This window comes from Methylophilus sp. (assembly GCF_008015755.1).
Classification (GTDB): Bacteria; Pseudomonadota; Gammaproteobacteria; order Burkholderiales; family Methylophilaceae; genus Methylophilus.
In genome coordinates, this window is the sequence record NZ_SSGF01000021.1 from 1 (window position 1) to 22,271 (window position 22,271).

Genomic DNA, 22,271 nt, shown 5'->3' on the forward strand with positions numbered 1-22,271 from the left:
CGGCTCCCTTGCGTTGCTCAACAAAATAAGCCGGTCACGAAACTCGCCCTGACAAGCCACACAAAACGTGGCTTGTTGCGGAGCTCAGACAGTCGCTCCCTCTACTCTTATTTTGTTTCCGCTACTCAGCGTGATGGAATGGGATTATTCTCGCCAAACTCACATTGGCGAAGTTTGAACGGTTAAAAAAACAATTCTTTTCTTAATAACCATCAAGGGTGGCAGTCGCATGGTGTTAGGGGTCCCCATCTGACGCGCCGAGCAACGCAGGATTGGCGGGGGCTTTCGGCCATCGGCTGTCCGAATCCCGCAGCAGCTCACGCTTTGTGTGAGCTGCCAGGTTGAGTTTCGATGGCCGCCCGGCAAGCCGAGTAGCACAGGAATCAAGCGGAAGCTGGGGTGCACTTTCTTTTGGTTACTTGTTCTTTGGGCAAGCAAAGAAAAGTAACTCGCTGAAAAGCGAAAAGCAACATCACAAACAACCACAAAACCCGCGTGGGCAAAAATGCCCACGCTACAATGACCAATCTAAAGAACAACCTTTTATTGCAATCCCACCACGCCTGGATTCCACCCCACGCCAAAACGACACATGATGGGTTGCAAATATCGAAGCAGAGAAATACAAAAAAGCACTTTGTATTAACTCTAAAAAAACATCCATCAATAAAAAAGCGCCTTGATTGCTCAAGGCGCTTTAACTTTATAACAAACAGCGATTACTTCAAATCAAATCGATCTGCATTCATGACTTTCGTCCATGCTGCCACAAAATCCTGCACAAATTTTTGTTTGGCATCGTCTTGCGCATACACCTCGGCATAAGAACGCAGTATTGAGTTAGACCCAAACACCAGGTCAACGCGTGTCGCCGTCCACTTGACTGCGCCCGTGTTGCGATCACGCACTTCATACAGGTTTTTACCTGTGGGCACCCAGGTGTAACGCATGTCAGTCAGGTTGACAAAAAAGTCGTTGCTGAGCACGCCTGGCTGATCGGTAAACACACCGTGTTTGCTGCCACCATGGTTGGTGTCGAGCACACGCATACCGCCAATCAGCACGGTCATTTCTGGCGCGGTGAGACCCATCAGTTGTGTACGGTCCAGCAGCATTTCTTCTGGCGTGGGCACATAGTCTGCCTTTAACCAGTTACGGTAACCGTCATGCACCGGTTCCAGCACGTCAAAAGACTCGGCATCTGTTTGTGCTTCAGTAGCATCGCCACGACCCGCTGCAAAAGGCACGTTGACTGCCACACCCGCCGCTTTGGCCGCTTGCTCCACTGCCGCAGACCCCGCCAGCACGATCAGGTCAGCCAGGCTGACTGGTTTGCCAAAGCTTTGCTGAATGCCTTGCAGCACAGTCAGCACTTTTTGCAATCTGGCGGGCTCATTGCCTGCCCAGTCTTTTTGTGGCGCCAGGCGAATACGTGCACCGTTAGCACCGCCACGGTAATCCGACGCACGGAAGGTACGTGCGCTGTCCCAGGCGGTGGCCACCAGTTCAGCGGTAGTTAGGCCGCTGGCCAGAATTTGTGTTTTCAAGGCCGCAATATCCGCGTCACTCAGGCTAGCATTGCCTGCGGGTACCGGGTCTTGCCAAATCAGGTCTTCCTGCGGCACATCCGGGCCGATATAACGTGCTTTAGGGCCCATATCGCGGTGCGTCAGCTTGAACCAGGCACGCGCAAATACTTCTGAGAAATAGGCCTGATCATCGCGGAATCGCTCAGAGATTTTGCGATAAATCGGGTCTTTAATCATGGCCATGTCAGCATCGGTCATGATCGGGTTATAACGAATCGACGGGTCTTCAACATCGGTCGGTTTGTCTTCCTCTTTAATGCTCACGGGCTCCCACTGCCAGGCGCCTGCCGGGCTCTTACTCAGTGCCCAGTCGTGGTTGAATAACATGGCGAAATAACCGTTATCCCAACGCGTCGGATGTGTCGTCCAGGCGCCTTCAATGCCACTGGTGACCGTATCTCGGCCGACGCCGCGCGTCGTGGTGTTGTTCCAGCCGGTGCCTTGCTCATGCACATCTGCGCCTTCCGGGTCTGCCCCCAGATTGCTGGCCTGGCCGTTACCGTGTGCTTTACCCACGGTGTGACCACCGGCGGTCAATGCCACAGTTTCTTCATCATTCATCGCCATCCGGGCAAAGGTTTCGCGGATATCGTGCGCCGTTTTTAACGGGTCAGGGTTGCCATCGACACCTTCTGGGTTAACGTAAATCAGGCCCATCATCACTGCAGCAAGTGGATTTTCCAGGTCGCGCTGGCCAGAATAACGGCTGCCTTCGCTACCAGTTTTGGCCAGCCACTCTTTTTCGTTACCCCAATAAATGTCTTTTTCAGGATGCCAGATATCTTCGCGGCCAAATGCAAAGCCAAAGGTTTTAAGACCCATAGACTCATAAGCAATAGTACCGGCCAGCGTAATCAAATCTGCCCAGGACAGCTTGTTGCCGTATTTTTTCTTGATAGGCCATAACAAACGACGCGCTTTATCCAGGTTGACGTTGTCAGGCCAACTATTCAGCGGCGCAAAACGCTGGTTACCAGTGCCGGCGCCACCACGGCCATCAGCCACACGATAGGTCCCGGCGGCGTGCCAGGTCAGGCGTATCATCAAGCCACCGTAATGACCCCAATCTGCTGGCCACCATGACTGACTCTGAGTCATTAACGCATGCAGGTCTTTTTTGACAGCCGCCACATCCAGCGTTGAGACGGCTTCGCGATAGTCAAAATCTTCGCCAAGCGGGTTAGTTTTGCGGTCATGCTGATGCAAGATATCCAGATTTAAAGCATTCGGCCACCAGTTGGTACTGGATTGGCTGTTAACTGTGTTTGCGCCATGGCCAAAAGGACACTTGCCACTACTGTTTTGTTGATTCTGCATTTTCAACTCCTTTTTAATAATTGGTCGTTCGTGTGCACTGAAAACCAAGGTTCTCAATATACTACTGATTGATTGTGACGATCATGATTTGAACGCTTGTACATTTAGACCATGCTTTAAAAACTGGCGGCATAGGCAGCCAGTACTTCCTGCAATGACGCGCGTTCACTGCTAAGCCAAGCCAGCATTGCTTCTCCTTATGAGTGCTTGTTGATGAGTAGCATTCTAACCACAGGCATTTAATTTGCATAATTGTATGTTTTGATATTATTGATTAATAAAATTAATGCAATTAAACTATGTATCTCGTTGAGATGAGTGCAGTTTCATGACCCTGATAGAGTTGAAGTTTGTATTAGCCGTGGCACAAGAACGCAATTTTCGCCGTGCCGCCGAAAAGTGTTTTGTGACGCAACCGGCCCTAAGTTTAGGCATTAAAAAGCTAGAAGAAGAATTAGGTGTCTCGTTGTTTGAGCGCAACCGCAATGAAGTCACGCCAACCGACATTGGCGAGCAGATTATTGCGCAAGCCAATATCGTGCTGGAACAGGCCGCCAAAATTAAAGACATGGCCAAGCATGGTAATGATCCGCTCAACGGCCTGTTTAAGCTGGGCATGATTCACTCGGTCGGGCCTTACTTGCTCCCAGAGATTATTCCGCCTTTGATTAAAACAGCCCCGCAAATGCCGCTGGAGGTGGAGGAAAATATTACCGCCACCCTGGAGCAGCAACTCAAAAACGGCGTGATTGATGCCGCCGTGATTGCCTTGCCGTTTGATGTGCCGGGCATTGAAACCATCCCGCTGTACGATGAAGACTTTAACGTGGTGGTGCCGGTCAGCCACCCTTGGGCAAACCGCAAAAGCATCGATGCTGATGAGTTAAGCAATGAGAAAGTGTTATTGCTGAATACCGGCCATTGCTTTAGTAATCAGGTCACGCAGGCCTGCCCGGAATTGAGCCGCAAAGGTGAGGTGCTGCAAGGCAACTCACTGGAGACCATACGCAATATGGTGGCATCCAACCTAGGGATTACGGTGCTGCCTGCGATGGCCACTGTTGCACGCTACCAAAATCCACTAATCCGTGTGATCCCGTTTAGCAAACCGGCGCCTAGTCGACGCATTGCACTCGCCTGGCGTAAAAGCTTTGTGCGCACGGCCGCGATTGAGGTGTTGAAAAAAGTGATGGTTGACGTAGGGGCAGCGCAGGCGCAAGACGCGCGCCGCTAAAGAATAAAGGGCGGCTAGTAGGCAATCGCGACGCGAAAGCCGGTGACCAGTTTTTCATCTACGCCCAACAAGGCTTTGACCGCTTGCTCTTGTTGTGGCGCCAGGCCTGCGGCCACATTGACCGACGCAGGCAAATATTCAGCAGGATGCAGGGTTTTACGCAGCACAGGCTCGTCTGCGGTGTTAGTCAGGGTCAACTCAACTTGCGGGTAGGCCTGGGCAACGGTGCCATGATTCATCAGCACACTAGAGAATATCAACACGCCCTGCCGCTCTTTGTGCTCCTGAATATCAGCATCGTCGATGGTTAACTGGGCGATATCACGCGGCACGCTGACCTCACAATGCAACGGCTTGCACAAAGCTTGCAATAAGGGTTTGGTTTGCGGGTAGGTGGCCGCCAGGCTGACGCGGGTGAAGTAAGTTGACTGCAAGATGAGCAATAGCACCAAGACAGCCGACAAAATGATAAAGACGCGCTGGCTGGCCGGGCTGGTAGGGAGCGCAGGCCGCTCGTCGGCAAGCGCAATATCACGTAAAAATGCAGGAATCGCAGGCGATGCATCTACTGCATCATGCGCCTCTCCACGCAGCGTCGGCGAAAAATCATCATCTAAAGGCAGGTCAGGGCGCACCGAAAAGTCCGGCACGGCGGCGGTATTATCCGCATGCGCGACCTCGGCACTGACTTTGAAATAGACAGCAGCATCGCTGGCCACATCACTCGTATCGGCCACGGCTAACGCCGCAGCGGTTGATTCAACGAGGTGTGATCGCGCGTCAAACACATGGTCACATTCGCCACAGCGCACCTTGCCTGCGTAGGCCTGCAATTGTTCGTCAGTGACTTCGAATTGTGTTTGGCAGGCCGGGCAGGCCGTGATTAAGGACATTTTCTGGTTCCCGTCAGCAAGACCCATCCATCTTGCTGGATAGGGGCATCCATTTCAAACCACTCGGCGTAATGTGCCAGCAAAATGTCCTGCTGGCTATCTAATATGCCCGATAATGCAACTTTGCCGCCACTTTTACAAGAGGTGGCAATCACGGGCGCCAGCACCATCAGCGCGCTGGAAAGAATATTGGCGACCACAATATCAAATGGCTCGTGCAGATAATCTGCAGAATCATAAAAAATGGCCTCTACCTGATTATTGGCGGCATTATCACGGCTGGCAATCACAGCTTGTGTGTCAATATCGACACCAATCGCGCTCTGCGCGCCCAGTTTTTTAGCGGCAATCGCCAAAATCCCCGAGCCACAGCCATAATCCAGCACATTTGCCTTGGCCAATAAGGCTTTAGGCAATTGCGCCAGCCAGCTCAAGCATAAATGCGTGGTCGGATGACTGCCGGTGCCAAAAGCCAGGCCCGGGTCCAAGACGATATTAATCGCCTCGGCATTCGGCGCTTGATGCCAGGAAGGCACAATCCACAGCTGATCAGTGACGCGTATCGGATCAAACTGGGCTTGTGTCGCACGCACCCAGTCTTGCTCCTCAATCTGCTCCAATTGGTATTTCAAGCCATCCAGCGCTAATTCTGCCTGTACATTTGCCAGCAAGGCCTGCACATCAGCGTCAGCATCTAGCATGGCCGTGACAATATTTTGCTGCCAGATGCCTGGTGGCGGATCACCAGGCTCGCCAAAAATCGCCTGCTCGGCCAAGGTGTCTGCATGCGCGTCTTCTATGCTCACAGACAATGCACCATGTTCCATAAGCACGTCGCTGAGCGCCTCGGCCTGCGGTTCGGTCGATTGAATTTTAAGTAACAGCCAATGCAACATTATTTCGAGCTGATACCCAGCTTTTGCTCCAGATAGTGAATGCTGGTCCCGCCTTGCTGAAAGGCCAAATCGGCCATCAGGTCAGCATGCAGCGCGGTATTAGTTTTAATGCCTTCGACATACATCTCGGACAACGCCACGCGCATTCTGGCAATCGCCTGCTCACGGGTCGCACCATGCGTAATCAGCTTACCAATCATTGAGTCATAATGTGGTGGCACAGTATAGCCGCCATACACATGGGTATCCATGCGCACGCCAGGGCCGCCAGGCATATGAAAACGATTGATAAATCCAGGCGACGGCACAAAAGTGTAAGGATCTTCGGCGTTAATCCGGCACTCAATAGCATGACCATTCAAGACGATATCGCGTTGACGGAACGGCAATTTTTCACCGGCAGCAATAAAGATCTGCTGCTGTACCAGATCGATACCGGTGATCATTTCGGTCACTGTATGCTCTACCTGCAAACGGGTGTTCATTTCAATGAAATAGAACTCGCCGTTTTCGTACAAGAACTCAAACGTGCCTGCACCACGGTATTTAATTTTGCGACATGCCTCGGCACAACGCTCGCCAATCTTGTCACGCACGCGGTCTGGCAGTAATGGCGAAGGCGCTTCTTCAATGATTTTTTGATGACGGCGCTGCATGGAACAGTCACGGTCACCAAGGTAAACTGCGTTACCATGCTGGTCAGCCAGAATCTGAATCTCGATATGGCGCGGGTTTTCGAGGAACTTTTCCATGTAGACCATGGGGTTACCAAAAGCGCTTTGTGCTTCCGCTTTGGTCATATTAACCGCATTTAGCAGCGCGGCTTCGGTATGCACCACGCGCATGCCACGACCACCACCGCCACCAGCCGCTTTAATAATGACCGGATAGCCAATGCGTTTGGCCGTTCTCATCGTCTCGGCTGCATCGTCATTCAGGGCGCCATCTGAGCCAGGCACGCACGGCACACCCGCTTTTTTCATCGCGTCTTTGGCAGAAACCTTATCGCCCATTAAACGGATGGTTTCAGCACGCGGGCCAATAAATACAAAACCACTTTGTTCAACGCGCTCGGCAAAATCAGCGTTTTCAGACAAAAAGCCATAGCCAGGGTGTATCGCCTGCGCGTCTGTCACTTCGGCAGCACTGATCACCGCCGGAATATTCAGATAACTTTTAGCTGACGGCGCCGGGCCAATACACACGGACTCATCGGCCAGTTTGACATATTTGGCGTCACGGTCGGCCTCAGAGTGCACGGCAACTGTTTTAATCCCCAACTCACGACAGGCACGCTGCACACGCAGGGCTATTTCGCCGCGGTTGGCAATCAGAATCTTCTCAAACATTATTAACTCCGCGTCTCAATAGCCGCGTGGCTAACAGCCACGACGCAATTTAACTTCGTTGCTGCGCTGCCTACCGGCAGCTGGTCGCCGCGGTTGGCAATCAGAATTTTTTCAAACATAGCAATTAACCGATCAGGAACAAAGGTTCGCCGTATTCGACAGGCTGACCATTTTCGACAAAAATCTTTTTAATCGTACCGGCAAATTCGCTCTCAATTTCATTGAGTAACTTCATCGCCTCAATAATGCACAAGGTCTCGCCTGTATTCACGCTGCTGCCGATATCGACAAAAGACTTAGCATCAGGTGACGAAGCGCGGTAAAAAGTACCGACCATCGGCGATTTAATGATTTGGCCATCTTGCACCTCGGCCGGGGCAACAGCAGGCGCGGCGGCGGGTGCAGCTACCGGTGCAGCAGCAGGCGCGGGCGCAGCCATATATTGCGTCACCGGCGCGACACTAGGCGCCATGGCGCGACTAATACGTACTTTTTCCTCACCTTCGGTCAGTTCCAGTTCGGAAATCCCCGATTCCTCGACCAGATCAATCAGTTTTTTGAGTTTGCGTAAATCCATAAAAGCCTCGAATGTAAATGTTTTAATGTTATTAGAGTTGTTGGATGTAACGATATGCGGCGAAGTATCCCTCTGCGCCCAAGCCGCAAATGACGGCAGTTGCAATATCGCTGAAATAAGAGTGATGCCGGAAGGACTCTCGCGCATGCACATTCGATAGATGCACCTCAATAAACGGCACATTGACCGCAGAAAGCGCATCACGAATAGCAATGGAGGTATGGGTGAATGCCGCCGGATTAATGATCACATAATCAACGCGGTTCACAGAGAGAGTGTGTATTTTCTCAATGATGTCAGCTTCGGAATTGCTTTGAAAGGCTTCCAGATGCACTTGATCGGCACGCGCCAAGGCCTGCAAACGTTGATTAATGTCTGCAAGTGTTTGACTACCGTAATGCTGCGGCTCACGGGTGCCCAGCATATTTAAATTGGGTCCGTGAATCACCAGGATAGATTTGGCGCCCATTTCAGATGCCTCTCAGAGAGAAAAATACAACCTTCATGGCGTCGAAGTTTGCCGAAGTTATTGCATTTTGTCCAGCGGAATTCGCAGTTTAAAGAAAATTGAAAGTCGCTAATTGAGTCGACAATTGAAGTGGTTATGTCGCGAACAAGCGGGGATTGACAGATTAAGCATGCAACAAAAAAGCCACCAACACTCTACAAATTGAGCGCTTTTTGCAGCATGTCGCGATTGACGCGACCAAAGAAAATCTGCGTCACCTCACCTTGCGCGGAGATGACAACCGTGTAAGGCAACACCCCCTTATGATTACCCAAGGCTTCTGCCAACGGCATGCCTTCATTCTCGGCAATCAGTAGCGGGTAGCTGACCGGGGTGCTTTCAGTAAACTCGTGCACTGCCGCAGCCTCATCAATCGCCACCCCCAGAACAGCAATCTCAGGGTGCGCACTGGCGAGGGCAGAGATTTCCGGCATTTCTTCGCGGCAAGGCTCACACCAGGTGGCCCAAAAGTTCAAAATCACTGGCTTGCCCCGATATTGCGCCAAAGGGTAGGCTTTGCCGCTGTGATCAAACAGCGTGGTGGTCCATAAGGGGGCAATCTGCGTTGCACTCGGCAACGCCGAGTCGCTTGCCATCCATTGATCGCGGTTGAGATACAGCCAGCGAAAGCCGCTGCCCAGCACCACCATCAATAAAACAGTCATCACGACACGGGCAACGTTACGCATGCGGCGGCACCTCTGCTTGCTTTAATACTGCCGCGGCTTGCCTGAGTTTGAGTGCCCGCACACTGCGCAAGAACCGCGCGGTCTCTTGGTAGCCTTTGATCACGGGCTGAACCTGGCCTTGTGCATTGAAAAAGACGATGCCTGGCGGGCCAAACAAGCCAAACTGCTTTAACAGCGCGGCATCTTCCGCGCGGTTATTCGTGACATCGGCCTGCAACAACAACACACCTTGCAATTCCGCCCGCACCGCAGGGTCACTAAATACAAATTGCTCATACTCTTTGCAGGAAACGCACCAGTCGGCATAAAAATCCAACATGACTGGCTGGCCATGCGCGGCTTGCAGCTGTTGCTCAAGGGCCTGCACGCTTTGCACGCGCTGAAAAGCCAATGGCTGCACGCGGGCGGATTCACCAGCGGCCAGCGCTTGCAACGGTTGCAAAGGCGAGCGCGCACCAGACCAGGCACCGATCAGCAAAGCCACGCCATATAGCAACAAGATCACAGCAAAACCTTTAAATAGGCGCTGCACCGAACTTGCTGTTGCAGGCAACGGGTCAATGGCCCGTAAGTAAATCGCAGGAACGATACAGAGGACCGCCCATAACAGCAACTGCGCGGCCACCGGCAAAATCGGGCTGACAATCCAGATTGCCACACCCAGCATTAACACGCCAAACAAGCGGCGTACCGTATTCATCCATTCGCCAGCTTTGGGCAGCAACGTCCCGGCGGATGCCCCAATTAACAGCAAAGGCACGCCCATGCCTAAAGACAATGAAAACAGCGCCACGGCACCGAGCGTCACATCATGGGTTTGACTGATATAAAGCAGAGCACCGGCTAGAGGCGCTGCCACACAGGGGCTGATAATCAGCGCCGACATGGCGCCCATCAGAAAATCACTCAATAAGTGACCGCCTTTAAAGCGATTACTCCAGTTAAAAAAGTAGTTTTCTAGCGCGCTGGGCAATTTCAACTCATAAAACCCAAACATCGACAAAGATAGCACCACAAAAATCAGCGCGCCGCTAATGAGGGCTGCAGGCGTTTGCAAGGCGCTACTCAATAACTGCCCAGATAATCCAGCCGCCACCCCAGCCAGCGTATAGGTCAGGCACATGCCCAAGGTATAAGCGAGCGACAAGGTAAAGGCCTTGCCTCGCGACACATGCGCATTTCTACCAACAATAATGCCAGACAAAATAGGGATCATCGGGAACACGCAAGGGGTGAATGCCAGCAACAATCCTGCGCCAAAAAAGCCAGCCACAATCTGCCACCAACGGCCAGAAGACAATAATTTGCCGGAAAATTCATCTTCGGTTTCAGTTGTTGGCTGCGCTGATAACATCTGATTAGTATTAGGCGCAGCAGCGGCGACGGCCAATGGCAACGATTTGGTTTGTGGCGGATAACACAAGCCTTTTTCACTACAGCCCTGATAGCGCACCTGCAAGGTAGCAGGCGCCGCGCCAGCAAACGTGACCTCAGCCAGTGCGTCATGGTGAAACACCTGTTGCTCACCAAAATTGGGGTCATTTTTGGTTTCACCAGCCGGCAGCGCGATGGTTGCAGTGTCGCCAACGGGCAATACCAGTTGAATGCGCTCACGATACAAATAATGCCCGGGTGTCACCACAAACTTGAGCTGCGCGTGGCTAGCATCCACCAACCCGGCTTCGACCTTAAAGGCCTGATCCACAGGCAAAAAGTCGTCGCTGCTATCTTCAGTAAACAGTTTTGAAAATTGCGACGCCGCATGCACCGGCGACGCAGCCAGCAGCAACACCACCAGCAGCCTCACCCAGCTTCTTACCCAAAAATTGATCAACGACTCACTCCCGCCCCATTGTTTCTGTTGCCACCCAAGCCAAATATTCCGGCAAACCCTCGTTCACATGGATGCCTACAATCTCCGGAAGTTCATAAGGATGCAGTATCCGTAACTTAGTCTCGCATGCGGCATAGGCCTGACAACTGGTTTTGATAGTCAGGCCTATCTCTTCTGCCCGCTCCACTTGCCCCTGCCACTGGTAGATAGACGTGACAGGGCTTGAAATATTGACACATGCCGCCAACTTCTCTGTAACCAGCGTCTGCGCGATATACTCAGCACATGCCCTGTTCGGCACATGCGTAAACACGATTATAATTTCCTCTTTTGGCGTCATGGGCGCTGACTCACAGACAGGATTCTGACATGCGTTTTATCATCTTTGCTATTCTACTGGCTTTTCCGTTTCTGGAGATAGCCGTCCTGATCGAACTTAGCCAGCGCTATGGCTGGTGGGTATTAGTGTATTTAGTCATCATCGGTTATCTTGGCCTGCAGTTGATACGTAGCGAAAAAGACCTGATGGCCGCACGCATGTTCCAGCAAATGGGAGCAGGCAGCAATCCGGTTGCCGCCATGTTTTCAACCGCCAGAAATATGTTTGCTGGCGTGTTGCTGCTCATCCCCGGCGTGATTAGCGATGTGCTCGCAGTGGTCTTGCTACTGATCCCCAGCCGGACCCCAGGCGTAGGCGCCACCGGCAACAAACATAGCGCTTATGGCCGTGCCAGCGCCAACGACGAGGTGATTGAAGGCGAGTTTACTGAAGTAAACGACAGCAAACCAGCCGACAATGTTGTCCACTTGCCACGCAAAGATTAATCGATAAAAGACCACGCATCATGAACCATGTATTGATTGAAAACAGCGGCCATACCTTTGACGTACGCCCGAGCCAGACCGTGCTCGAAGCCGCGATTGAGGCAGGCATCAACCTGCCTTATGGCTGTCGCAACGGTGCCTGCGGCGCCTGCAAGGGCAAAGTGTTGACCGGCAAGGTTATGCATGACGACTACCAGGGCAGCGCCTTGACTGACGCCGAACTAGCCGCAGGCATGGCGCTATTTTGCTGCGCCAGACCACTGGAAGACCTGGTGATCGAATGCCGCCAGATCGACATGGTGCAAGGTATCAAGCCGCGTATTTTGCCTGTACGCGTACAAAACAAAGAGCAACTGGGCTATGACGTCATGGTGCTGCATTTGCAATTACCAGGCACCGAGCAACTGACCTTTATGGCCGGCCAATATATCGAATTTCTGCTCAAAGACGGTCGCCGCCGCGCCTTCTCCATTGCCAATGCCCCACACGAAAAAGGCTTTATCGAGCTGCATATCCGAAAAATTGCTGGTGGCCACTTCACCGAGCAAGTGTTTAACGAGATGCCGATAAAAACGATTTTGCGTATCGAAGCACCGCTAGGCAGCTTTTTCCTGCGTGAGCAAAACGACAAACCCATCATCATGGTCGCTGGCGGCACGGGTTTTGCGCCGGTGAAAGGCATGATAGAGCATATGATTTTCAATCAAATTACCCGGCCAGTGTACCTCTACCGTGGCGCGCGCCAGGCAGCTGATTTATATATGGACGACCTCTGCCAGCGCTGGGCGCAGTTTATGCCGAATGTTCAGTATATCCCGGTGATTTCAAACGGCAATAATGGCGACAACTGGGATGGACGTCGCGGATTGGTGCATCAGGCCGTGCTGGAAGACCATGCCGATTTGAGCGGGTTTGAAGTGTATGTATGTGGTGCACCAGGGATGGTGGACATTGCTAAACAGACATTTGTGGCGCAAGGCTTACCAGAAGAAGAGTTTTATAGCGATGCGTTTACGTTTGCGCCTAAGTGAATGATTAGCTCAGCACATTCTTGGCTGTGTAGGTAATTTTTGCTTGTGAAGACTGTCGTCAGTCTTGAATAGTTGGCGGATAATTAATGAAAGTATTTCTTTCGCCTTTAGGCGACCATTCTTTCTTATGCTTGTCCATAAGAAAGAAGGCAAAGAACAAGACACCCTAGCTTCCGCTTGTTCCCTGCGTTGCTCATCAGCGTGGGCGGCCAACGAAACTCGCCCTAGCGGCTTGCACACTTCGCAAGCCACCGCGGAACTCGGACAGCCGCTGGCCGAATACTCCCACGCTGATTGCGCTACTCGGCGCGGCAGATAGGGGCCCGCTAACCCCACCACGATGAGCCGCTCATTGGGAATGTTACATTCAGGGCGCTAGAAAGCTTTTCACTGCAAAGCTGAAACTTAAAACCATTTTCTTTTTTCACGGTGATCGTGCGGGAAGCAATGCCAAGATTCTCACCAAAGGGCAAGCGTGTGGTTTTTATGGGCCCCTATCTGCCGCGCCGAGTAGCGCAGCCAAAACAAGGAAGAAGGGAGCGACTGTTCGAGTCCCGCAGCAGCTCACGCGCACTTTGTGAGCTGCCAGGTCGAGTTTCGTGACCGCTTGTTTTGGTGAGCAACGCAGGAAATAAGCGGAAGCTAGGGTGCACTTTCTTTTGGTTACTTGTTCTTTGGGCAAGCAAAGAAAAGTAACTCGCTGAAAAAGCGAAAAACAACCTAACAAACAACCACAAAACCCACGCGGGCATCAACACCCACCCTACGACCAATCAAAGAACAACCTTTTATTGCAATCTCACCACGCCGGAATTACAGCTCTAAGAAGATAAAAGACAGCTGTTAGAGCACTACTCTTTTAACCATCTCGCAATATCCATCGCATAATACGTCAACACGCCATCCGCCCCGGCGCGTTTAAACCCAAGCATCGCCTCCAGCACGCAAGCCTTCTCATCCAGCCAGCCATTCTGCGCAGCGGCCTTGAGCATGGCATATTCACCACTGACATGATAAGCATAGGTCGGTACGCCAAACTCGTCTTTAACGCGACGGACGATATCCAGATAGGGCATGCCTGGTTTGACCATGACCATATCTGCGCCTTCTTCTAGGTCCAACGCGACTTCTTTTAGCGCTTCGTCAGAGTTGGCCGGATCCATCTGGTAGTTGTATTTATTACTTTTGCCCAAATTGCCTGCAGAACCCACCGCATCACGGAACGGGCCATAGAAGGCTGAGGCGTATTTAGCAGAGTAGGCGAGTATACGGGTGTAGATATAGCCGTCTTCTTCCAACGCATCGCGGATAGCGCCAATACGACCATCCATCATGTCAGACGGGGCGACTACGTCAGCACCGGCTTCGGCGTGACACAGGGCTTGTTTAACCAACACCTCAACGGTTTCATCATTAAGGACATAGCCGCTATCGTCGATCAGGCCATCCTGGCCGTGGGTGGTGTAGGGGTCTAAGGCAACGTCAGTAATGACGCCCAGCTCAGGGAAGGCTTTTTTGAGGGCACGCACCGTGCGCGGCACCAGGCCATCCGGGTTGTAAGCTTCTTTGGCATCCAGGCTTTTGTATTGCTGTGGCACGACCGGGAACAAGGCCAGCGCCGGAATGCCCAGTTTGACGCACTCTTCGGCGGTTTTAAGTAACACATCGATGCTTTGACGCTGCACGCCTGGCATGGAGCTCACAGACTCAATCTGCCCTTCACCTTCGAGTACAAATACCGGGTAAATCAGGTCGTTAGTGGTCAGCACGTTTTCACGCATCAAGCGGCGCGAAAAGTCATCTTTACGCATACGACGCGGGCGAATTGCCAGAAATTGATTACTCATGGTCAGTCCTTTTATTAGCCGAACACTCGAGCCAATTCAGCGCCTGGGTCATCCTGGCGCATAAACGCTTCACCGACCAAAAAGCCGTTGACGTTGTGGCTGCGCATCAAAGCAACATCTTCCGGCGTGAAAATACCAGACTCAGTGACCACAAAGCGGTCTTCAGGTGTTTTTTCAAGCAAGTCGAGCGTGGTTTGCAAGGTGACATCGAAGGTGCGCAGATTACGGTTATTAATGCCCAATAAAGGTGTTTCCAGTTGCAGGGCGAGTTCCAGTTCATCAGCGTCATGCACTTCTACCAACACCGCCATGCCCAGGTTGTGGGCAGTGAGCTCCAGCTCTTGCATTTGTGCCAGCTCCAGCGCGGCCACAATCAGCAAAATGCAATCAGCACCCATGGCGCGGGCTTCATAGATTTGATAGGGGTCTATCATGAAATCTTTGCGCAACACCGGCAGCTTGCACGCGGCACGGGCTTGTTTTAAATACGCGGCTGAGCCTTGGAAATACTGTTCATCCGTGAGTACAGACAAACAGGCCGCGCCGCCTTTTTCATAGCTTTTGGCGATCTCAGCGGGATTGAAATCCGCACGAATAACGCCTTTGGACGGGCTGGCTTTTTTAATTTCAGCAATCACCGCCGGTTTATCGGCATCGACCTTGTCGACAATATTGCCAATAAAGTCACGACAATCCGGCTGGTCCAGCGCCTCTTCACGCATGGCATCCAGCGACTTGAGTGCTTGTGCCTTGGTGATTTCTTCGCGTTTGGTGGCTAAAATCTTATTTAAAATATCAGACATAATGTGCTCGCATGTTTTATCGTTTCACTTACTGGCTGCGCGCATGCGCGCTTACTGGTAAGTATGGTCTTGATGTGTAATCCAGCCGCTCTGGCGCCCCTGCGGATCGTGGTGCGTCCAATGCATGATGCCACCTTTAGGGTTGTAAATATATTCCCCTTTAAAGGTCACTTCATCGCCTACACTCAGATTTTCCACCCGAGGTGCCAGGTCAATATTATGCGCAAATAACAAGGTTTGTTCCGCAGACACGCTCACTAAAAAACGCTGGTGCCGGGCACCTTGATTATCGTCAGGCAACAGTTTTTTCACTACGCCATGCCCTTCTAGCCAGACATGGCTTTGCTTTTGCGCAAACGCCAGTTTAAGGGCTGCATTGTCTTCCGCAGCCAGGCCAGCAGACAGCGATGGCAGATTCAGTCTCTGAGCCTGTGATTTCACTTCCACGGTGGACTGCGGCCGATTGCTGACGCCAGCCTCGCTCGAACTCTGTGGCTCGGTTTGCTGGCACCCCGCCAGCAAACCGAGCAGCGCTATCCATACGTAGCGTTTCATGCCGCCTGGCTCAAAGCCTTGAGTTGTTGCAGTTTATTCAAGGCCGCGCCTGAGTCTATCGATTGCGCCGCTTGCGCAATGCCAGAGGGCAAATCATTGGCCAGGCCAGACACATAAATGGCCGCACCGGCGTTGAGCAAGACAATATCGCGGGCCGGGCCTTTGTCACCCGACAACAAACCTAGAATAATCTCGCTGGAATGCTGTGCGCTTTCCACACGGATGCTGTTGATGTCATGCAATGGCATGCCAAACTGGGCCGGGTTCAAGGTGTATTCGCTGATTTGACCATCTTTGAGCTCCGCCACATAGGTATCGGCAGAAAAAGAAATTTCATCCATTTCATCGGCACTATGCACCACCATCACATGCTCGCTACCCAATTGTTGCAAGGTCTGCGCCAGCAATGGCACCAGGTCGCGATGAAACACGCCCATCACTTGGCGCTTGGCGCCCGCTGGGTTGGTCATGGGGCCTAACAAGTTGAACATGGTACGCACCCCAAGTTCACGGCGCACAGGCGCAGCATACTTCATGGCTGCATGGTGGTTAGGCGCAAACATAAAGCCAATGCCCGCTTCGTTGACGCAACGCACCACTTGCTCCGGCGTCAACACGATATTCACGCCCAGCGCTTCGAGCACATCGGCAGAGCCGCTTTTTGAAGAGGCTGCACGGCCACCATGTTTGGCGATTTTTGCGCCTGCCCCTGCGGCAACAAAGGCTGACGCCGTTGAGACATTAAACACCTTGTTAGGCGCACCGCCCGTACCACAGGTATCAATCAAATGACGCGTATCGCTGATATCCACTTTGCTAGAGAGCTCACGCATCACCTGCGCAGCGGCGGCAATTTCAGTGACGGTTTCACCTTTGACGCGCAGCGCGGACAAAAAGCCCGCAATCTGGATCTGGGTAAACTCGCCACTCATGATCTGCTGCATGATTTCCAGCATTTCTTCATGCGTGAAATCAGTGTGATCAATCAGCCTTTGCAGCGCAATTTTGGGCGTGATGGCCATCAATAGCCTTTCAGGAAGTTGTCCAGCAGCTCATGCCCATACTCGGTCAGAATCGACTCCGGGTGAAACTGCACGCCTTCCACGGCCAATGTTTTATGCTTAACGCCCATGATCTCGCCATCGTCGGTCCAGGCGGTGATCTCCAGGCAATCCGGGATGGTTTCGCGCTCGATCACCAGTGAGTGGTAACGTGTGGCGGTATAAGGGTTAGGCAGATTTCTGAACACACCGGTGTTGGTGTGGTGTATCAATGACGTTTTACCGTGCATCAGCGTTTTGGCCTTGATGATGTTGCCACCAAACGCCTGGCCGATACTCTGGTGACCCAGACACACGCCCAGCAACGGAATCTTGCCAGCAAACGCGTGAATCAGTGGTACGGAAATACCGGCTTCATTCGGTGTGCAAGGTCCTGGCGAAATCACTATTTTTTCCGGCTTCATGGCCGCAATTTGTGCCAGCGTGATTTCATCGTTTCTGTGCACATGGACGTCTTGACCCAACTCGCCAAAATACTGCACGAGGTTGTAGGTAAAAGAGTCGTAGTTATCAATCATCAACAACATATCAGGCTCCTTTTCCTGTATTTGATTGGGCTTCGCTATCCAGGCCGGCTTGCACCAGTTCAGCGGCGCGGATCACGGCTTTGGCTTTATTCTGGGTTTCGTCCCATTCGCTCTGCGGTACCGAATCGGCGACAATACCTGCCCCGGCCTGTACATAGAGTTTTTTGTCTTTAATCACAGCGGTGCGAATCGCAATCGCCACGTCCATGTCACCGTTAAAGCCTAAGTAGCCAACGGCACCCGCATAGATACCGCGCTTGGACGGCTCCAGCTCTTCAATGATTTCCATGGCCCGTACTTTGGGCGCGCCAGACACGGTGCCTGCAGTAAACGTCGCTTTCAGCACATCAATCGCATCCAGACCGGGCTTGAGCTGGCCTTCAACATTGCTGACGATATGCATCACGTGCGAATAGCGCTCTATGGTCATATTGTCAGTGACCTTGACGGTGCCGGTGAGCGCTACGCGGCCCACATCGTTACGGCCCAAGTCCATCAATTGCACGTGCTCGGCACGCTCTTTCGGGTCAGCCAGCAACTCGGCTTCGAGTGCTAAATCATGATCGCGGTTTTTGCCGCGTGGACGCGTGCCCGCAATTGGGCGTGAGGTCACGGTCGTGTCTTCGAGGCGCACCAGAATTTCTGGTGAGGCGCCAACCACGTGATGGTCATCCATATCGTAATAGAACATATAGGGCGATGGGTTGAGGCTACGCAAAGCACGGTAAAGACTGAGTGGCGCCGCTTCGAAGTCTTGCGTCATGCGCTGGCTCAGCACCACCTGCATGATGTCGCCTTCAAGAATATATTGCTGCGCTTTTTTCACTGCAGCTTTGAAATTGTCTTCACCAAACTCGGACACCGCCTGCGTTTTACTTGTTGGCAGCGCGGCAGGGATCTCGACCTGTGTGCGCAACTTTGCCAGCAAGGCGTGCATGCGGGCACAAGCCGTTTCATAGGCGTTTGCCTGTGTCGGGTCGGCATAGACAATAAAATACAATTTGGCAGACAAGTTATCGACCACCGCAATTTCTTCCGACACCATCAGCAGGATGTCGGGCGTGCCAATCGCGTCCGGCTTTTTGTTTTTGCCCAGGCGCTTTTCAATATATTGAATGGTCTCGTAGCCAAAATAACCCGCCAGGCCGCCGGTAAATCGTGGCAAACCTTCATACGGTGGCGTTTTAAAGCGCGCCTGATAGGCTTTGATAAAATCGAGCGGATTTTGGTCAGTGTGCGACTCAATGACCTGATTGCCTTGAAGCACTTGCAGCGCCTCATCACGCACCACAATACGCGTGGTGGCTGGCAAGCCAATAATGGAATAACGGCCAAAGCGTTCGCCGCCTTGTACGCTTTCCAGCAGGTAAGAGTAGGGTTGGTTAGCCAGCTTGAGATACAACGACAGCGGCGTATCTAAGTCGGCAAAGGTTTCCATCACTAGCGGAATACGGTTGTAGCCTTGCGCCGCCAGCGCGTCAAATTCGGTCTTGCTTAAGGTGCTTAACATGATGCTTTTTCCAGGTTGATCGTCGAGTGTGTCGTGGGCAAGCCTCACGACAGATCAGTGCAAATGGCGTGCACCAGCGCTGGGGAGTAGGACTAGCCCCGCCACGAACGACGCCAGCTTAATACTGGCCAACTGGAAGAATGATGAGCACAAAACATCATGATATTTGGATCATTTTTTCGTTATCCCCGCTGAAGAGAGCAGGTAACTCCAGCAAGTTCACCACCTCGGTGAGTTGCTGCACCGTGGCATCCACGGTTGCCACATCAATGGCGCGGCCTTGATTATACCCATAAGGCACAGTCACCACAAAGCACCCTGCAGCATGTGCCGCCTGAATATCGGTTTCAGAGTCGCCCACCAGCACTGCCTCGGCTGGCAAAGTGCCTAGCTTTTGGCAAATATGCAACAGTGGTAGCGGGTCTGGTTTCTTTTTAGGCAAGGTGTCGCCGGAAACGACGATTTCAAAAAAATCCGCCAATCCAGCATGCTGCAATAAAGGCAGGGTGAATTTTTCCGGCTTGTTGGTGACACACGCTAGGCGATAGCCTTGTTTTTTCAATTGTTGCAACGCAGGTAACACGCCAGCAAAGGCCTGGCTGTCAGTCGCATTCGCCTCATAAAAATTATGATATAGCGGTTGCGCACGGGCAAATTCCTGCGCATCAGGCTCGTCATGCATGCTACCAACCAAACAACGTTTGGTCAGGTTTTGCACGCCTTCGCCAATATAAGTAGTGATTTGCGCCTGCGACAACATTGGTTTGCCTAAAGCCACCAGCATACGGTTGGCGGCTTCGGCAATTTGCGGCGCGGTATCAAGCAGGGTGCCGTCCAGATCGAACATCACGACTTTGACTTGAAACCGCATCACTTAAACCTCAAAAAACAACATAGCCTAAATGAGGCCACGATTTGGAAGCTTGGTCGCGCGCAAAAAAGCAGGAAGCAGCCTACAAGTAGTAGGTAAGTCCTGATTTTTAAAGCGGCAACGAAGCATCGTGACGGATTATGTTGTTTTTAAACAGTGGCTAAAGACGCGCGCATGGCCGCTACCACCGTGTCATAACGGTTAGGGTCTGTGTCTTTAGGTGCACCAAAAATCGCGCTACCTGCCACAAACGTATCAGCACCAGCTTTCGCGATTTCAGCGATGTTATTCGCATTCACGCCGCCGTCCACTTCCAGCCAGATTTGACGGCCAGTTTGTTCGTAGTAAGCATCAATGCGGGCACGGGCTTGTTTCAGTTTGTCCAATGTTGCTGGAATAAACTTTTGGCCACCAAAGCCTGGGTTCACGGACATCAGCAAAATCATGTCGACTTTGTCCATCACGTAGTCCAGGTAGTGCAGCGGGGTGGCTGGGTTGAATACCAGGCCTGCTTTACAGCCGCTGTCGCGAATCAATGCCAGACTGCGGTCGATATGGTCAGATGCTTCCGGGTGGAAAGTGATGATGTCAGCGCCGGCTTTGGCAAAGTCAGGGATGATACGGTCTACTGGTTTCACCATCAGATGCACGTCAATCAATGCGCCTGCATTGTGAGACAAATCACGAATGGCATCACACACCAATGGACCAATGGTCAGGTTAGGCACGTAATGGTTATCCATCACGTCAAAGTGAACAATGTCGGTACCGGATTTAATGACGTTTTCGATTTCTTGGCCTAATTTGGCAAAGTTGGCTGAAAGAATACTTGGGGCAATGCGAAAAGTTTTGTCCATGCTGGTGTTCCGTCTCTTGAGTTCCGTAAATAAATCTAATAAAAGTTTAGCAAAACCAATATTTTACCGTCAATTTGTGTCAAATTGACAGGATTCTTGCTTGTGTCGCGTGAATATAAGAAAATGTCGGCACTTTAGACATGGATTTCCATCCAAACGCTCATGAACTGTTTGCAAGCGCCGATTTGTTTCTCTTTTCGCCCTGTGCCGCAGGTAAAATAGCGCCATGCAGCTGTATACCATTGGTGTTAACCACACCACCGCCCCCATTGCCATCCGTGAGAACGTTGCGTTTAACAACGACACCTTGCCGCATGCGCTGGCGGATCTGGCGCGTCACAACGTGGCAGAAGTGGCGATTTTATCGACCTGCAATCGCACCGAAATTTATGTGCAGTCTATCCGCCCCGAAGTGGTGATTGACTGGCTGGCCAGCTACCACCGCCTCGAAGCCGACAAACTATTACCTTACACCTACACCTTAAGCAGCCACGAGGCCGTTAAACATGCGTTCCGCGTGGCCAGTGGCCTGGACAGCATGGTGTTAGGTGAGGCGCAGATTTTGGGTCAGTTCAAACAGTCAGTCAAAATTGCGCAGGACTCGGGCACGCTGGGCACCATGCTGCACAAGCTGTTTCAGCGAACGTTTGAAGTCGCCAAAGAAGTACGCACCAATACCGACATTGGCGGCAGCTCGATTTCGATGGCAGCGGCAGCAGTTAAACTGGCGCAGCGTATTTTTGGTGACTTAAGCACACAAAGCGTGCTGTTTATTGGCGCTGGCGAAATGATAGAACTATGTGCCGACCACTTTGCCGCACAAAAACCGAAAAAAATCACCGTCGCCAACCGCACACTAGAGCGTGGCGAACAACTGGCAGAAAAAATCCGTGGCCAGGGTTTAAACGTACAAGCTATTTTGCTCAACGACTTGCCCGAGCGCTTTCAAGAGTTTGATATCGTCATCACCAGCACCGCCAGCCAATTGCCGATTGTGGGCCTGGGCATGGTAGAGCGCGCGATTAAAGCACGTAAACACCGGCCGATGTTTATGGTCGACCTCGCCGTGCCGCGCGACATTGAGCCCGAAGTCTCGGCACTGGACGATGTGTTTTTATACTCGGTCGACGATCTGGCACAAGTAGTGACAGAAGGCCTGGGCAATCGCCAGGAAGCGGCGGTGAATGCCGAGCTCATCGTCAACTCACGCGTAGAGCACTTTATGCAGTGGCTCAAACAGCGCGAAGCGGTGCCGACCATTAAAGCACTGCGCGACCAGGCTGACGCCATGCGTAAAGCCGAGCTGGAAAAAGCGCTCAAACTTTTGCAAAAAGGCGAATCGCCGGAAAAAGCCCTCGAAGCGCTGAGCAATGCACTCACCAATAAATTTTTGCATGGCCCCAGCCATGCGCTCAACAATTCTCACGGCGATGCCCATGCGCACATGGAGCACCTCGTGAAACAACTCTTTCAAATCAAAGAATGACTTTTTCAAGAC

General features: G+C 52.1%; 21 protein-coding genes. 4 read left to right on the plus strand and 17 right to left on the minus strand.

The genetic code is table 11. From position 1 onward, the window contains the following. Positions 1 to 719 precede the first annotated feature (719 nt). Positions 720 to 2,906: a catalase/peroxidase HPI gene (gene katG, locus E6Q52_RS08865; RefSeq protein WP_292821186.1), complete on the minus strand. Its 2,187-nt coding sequence runs from the start codon at positions 2,904 to 2,906 to the stop codon at positions 720 to 722. A 328-nt stretch (positions 2,907 to 3,234) separates the two neighbouring features. Between katG and E6Q52_RS08870 the strand changes: the two genes are divergently transcribed. After that, entirely contained in the window at positions 3,235 to 4,140 is a 906-nt protein-coding gene (locus E6Q52_RS08870; RefSeq protein ID WP_292821188.1) for a hydrogen peroxide-inducible genes activator, read from the plus strand. Positions 4,141 to 4,154: 14 nt separating this feature from the next. Here E6Q52_RS08870 and E6Q52_RS08875 read toward each other — a convergent pair whose 3' ends face one another. The 8 genes from E6Q52_RS08875 to cutA form a co-directional block, all read right to left on the minus strand. Beyond that, positions 4,155 to 5,033: a DUF3426 domain-containing protein gene (locus E6Q52_RS08875; protein WP_292821190.1), complete on the minus strand. Its 879-nt coding sequence runs from the start codon at positions 5,031 to 5,033 to the stop codon at positions 4,155 to 4,157. Beyond that, on the minus strand, positions 5,024 to 5,926 hold the full coding sequence (gene prmA, locus E6Q52_RS08880) for a 50S ribosomal protein L11 methyltransferase (protein WP_292821246.1): 903 nt from the start codon (positions 5,924 to 5,926) through the stop codon (positions 5,024 to 5,026). Before prmA ends, E6Q52_RS08875 begins: the two co-directional genes overlap by 10 nt. A 2-nt stretch (positions 5,927 to 5,928) precedes the next feature. Beyond that, on the minus strand, positions 5,929 to 7,278 hold the full coding sequence (gene accC / locus E6Q52_RS08885; RefSeq protein WP_292821192.1) for an acetyl-CoA carboxylase biotin carboxylase subunit: 1,350 nt from the start codon (positions 7,276 to 7,278) through the stop codon (positions 5,929 to 5,931). Positions 7,279 to 7,402: 124 nt separating this feature from the next. Further along, positions 7,403 to 7,855 carry an acetyl-CoA carboxylase biotin carboxyl carrier protein gene (gene accB / locus E6Q52_RS08890; RefSeq protein WP_292821194.1) on the minus strand — a complete coding sequence of 151 codons (453 nt, stop codon included), beginning with the start codon at positions 7,853 to 7,855 and terminating at the stop codon, positions 7,403 to 7,405. A 31-nt stretch (positions 7,856 to 7,886) separates the two neighbouring features. Next, on the minus strand, positions 7,887 to 8,324 hold the full coding sequence (aroQ, locus tag E6Q52_RS08895) for a type II 3-dehydroquinate dehydratase (protein ID WP_292821196.1): 438 nt from the start codon (positions 8,322 to 8,324) through the stop codon (positions 7,887 to 7,889). Between the two features lie 194 nt (positions 8,325 to 8,518). Continuing rightward, on the minus strand, positions 8,519 to 9,052 hold the full coding sequence (locus E6Q52_RS08900) for a TlpA disulfide reductase family protein (protein ID WP_292821198.1): 534 nt from the start codon (positions 9,050 to 9,052) through the stop codon (positions 8,519 to 8,521). Continuing rightward, complete coding sequence (gene dsbD, locus E6Q52_RS08905) at positions 9,045 to 10,886, minus strand: protein-disulfide reductase DsbD (RefSeq protein WP_292821200.1); 1,842 nt, start codon at positions 10,884 to 10,886, stop codon at positions 9,045 to 9,047. The genes E6Q52_RS08900 and dsbD overlap by 8 nt, the downstream gene beginning before the upstream one ends. Before the next feature lie 4 nt (positions 10,887 to 10,890). Next, positions 10,891 to 11,226 (minus strand): divalent-cation tolerance protein CutA, encoded by a 336-nt coding sequence (gene cutA, locus E6Q52_RS08910; RefSeq protein WP_292821202.1) that lies wholly within the window; start codon positions 11,224 to 11,226, stop codon positions 10,891 to 10,893. 29 nt (positions 11,227 to 11,255) lie between these two features. Between cutA and E6Q52_RS08915 the strand changes: the two genes are divergently transcribed. Together E6Q52_RS08915 and E6Q52_RS08920 are read left to right on the plus strand one after the other, a co-directional pair. Next, the gene (locus E6Q52_RS08915) at positions 11,256 to 11,711 is read left to right on the plus strand and encodes an FxsA family protein (protein ID WP_292821204.1); all 456 of its coding nucleotides are present in this window, start codon (positions 11,256 to 11,258) and stop codon (positions 11,709 to 11,711) included. 20 nt (positions 11,712 to 11,731) lie between these two features. Further along, positions 11,732 to 12,742: a CDP-6-deoxy-delta-3,4-glucoseen reductase gene (locus E6Q52_RS08920; protein WP_292821206.1), complete on the plus strand. Its 1,011-nt coding sequence runs from the start codon at positions 11,732 to 11,734 to the stop codon at positions 12,740 to 12,742. Positions 12,743 to 13,593: 851 nt separating this feature from the next. Here E6Q52_RS08920 and hemB read toward each other — a convergent pair. From hemB to rpe, 8 genes are all read right to left on the minus strand, one after another. Beyond that, positions 13,594 to 14,589: a porphobilinogen synthase gene (hemB, locus tag E6Q52_RS08925; protein WP_292821208.1), complete on the minus strand. Its 996-nt coding sequence runs from the start codon at positions 14,587 to 14,589 to the stop codon at positions 13,594 to 13,596. Positions 14,590 to 14,603: 14 nt separating this feature from the next. Further along, positions 14,604 to 15,392 carry an indole-3-glycerol phosphate synthase TrpC gene (gene trpC / locus E6Q52_RS08930; RefSeq protein ID WP_292821210.1) on the minus strand — a complete coding sequence of 263 codons (789 nt, stop codon included), beginning with the start codon at positions 15,390 to 15,392 and terminating at the stop codon, positions 14,604 to 14,606. A 51-nt stretch (positions 15,393 to 15,443) separates the two neighbouring features. Beyond that, the gene (locus E6Q52_RS08935) at positions 15,444 to 15,947 is read right to left on the minus strand and encodes a DUF3465 domain-containing protein (protein WP_292821212.1); all 504 of its coding nucleotides are present in this window, start codon (positions 15,945 to 15,947) and stop codon (positions 15,444 to 15,446) included. Continuing rightward, on the minus strand, positions 15,944 to 16,969 hold the full coding sequence (gene trpD, locus E6Q52_RS08940) for an anthranilate phosphoribosyltransferase (RefSeq protein ID WP_292821214.1): 1,026 nt from the start codon (positions 16,967 to 16,969) through the stop codon (positions 15,944 to 15,946). The genes E6Q52_RS08935 and trpD overlap by 4 nt, the downstream gene beginning before the upstream one ends. Continuing rightward, entirely contained in the window at positions 16,969 to 17,535 is a 567-nt protein-coding gene (locus E6Q52_RS08945) for an aminodeoxychorismate/anthranilate synthase component II (RefSeq protein WP_292821216.1), read from the minus strand. The genes trpD and E6Q52_RS08945 overlap by 1 nt, the downstream gene beginning before the upstream one ends. Before the next feature lies 1 nt (position 17,536). Then, positions 17,537 to 19,045, minus strand: coding sequence for an anthranilate synthase component I (gene trpE, locus E6Q52_RS08950; protein WP_292821218.1), 1,509 nt, complete (start codon positions 19,043 to 19,045; stop codon positions 17,537 to 17,539). Positions 19,046 to 19,202: 157 nt separating this feature from the next. Further along, positions 19,203 to 19,916: a phosphoglycolate phosphatase gene (locus E6Q52_RS08955; protein ID WP_292821220.1), complete on the minus strand. Its 714-nt coding sequence runs from the start codon at positions 19,914 to 19,916 to the stop codon at positions 19,203 to 19,205. Between the two features lie 149 nt (positions 19,917 to 20,065). Then, positions 20,066 to 20,773 (minus strand): ribulose-phosphate 3-epimerase, encoded by a 708-nt coding sequence (rpe, locus tag E6Q52_RS08960; protein WP_292821222.1) that lies wholly within the window; start codon positions 20,771 to 20,773, stop codon positions 20,066 to 20,068. Positions 20,774 to 20,999: 226 nt separating this feature from the next. Between rpe and hemA the strand changes: the two genes are divergently transcribed. Beyond that, positions 21,000 to 22,259, plus strand: a complete 1,260-nt coding sequence (hemA, locus tag E6Q52_RS08965) for a glutamyl-tRNA reductase (protein ID WP_292821224.1) — start codon at positions 21,000 to 21,002, stop codon at positions 22,257 to 22,259. The last annotated feature ends 12 nt before the right edge of the window (positions 22,260 to 22,271 follow it).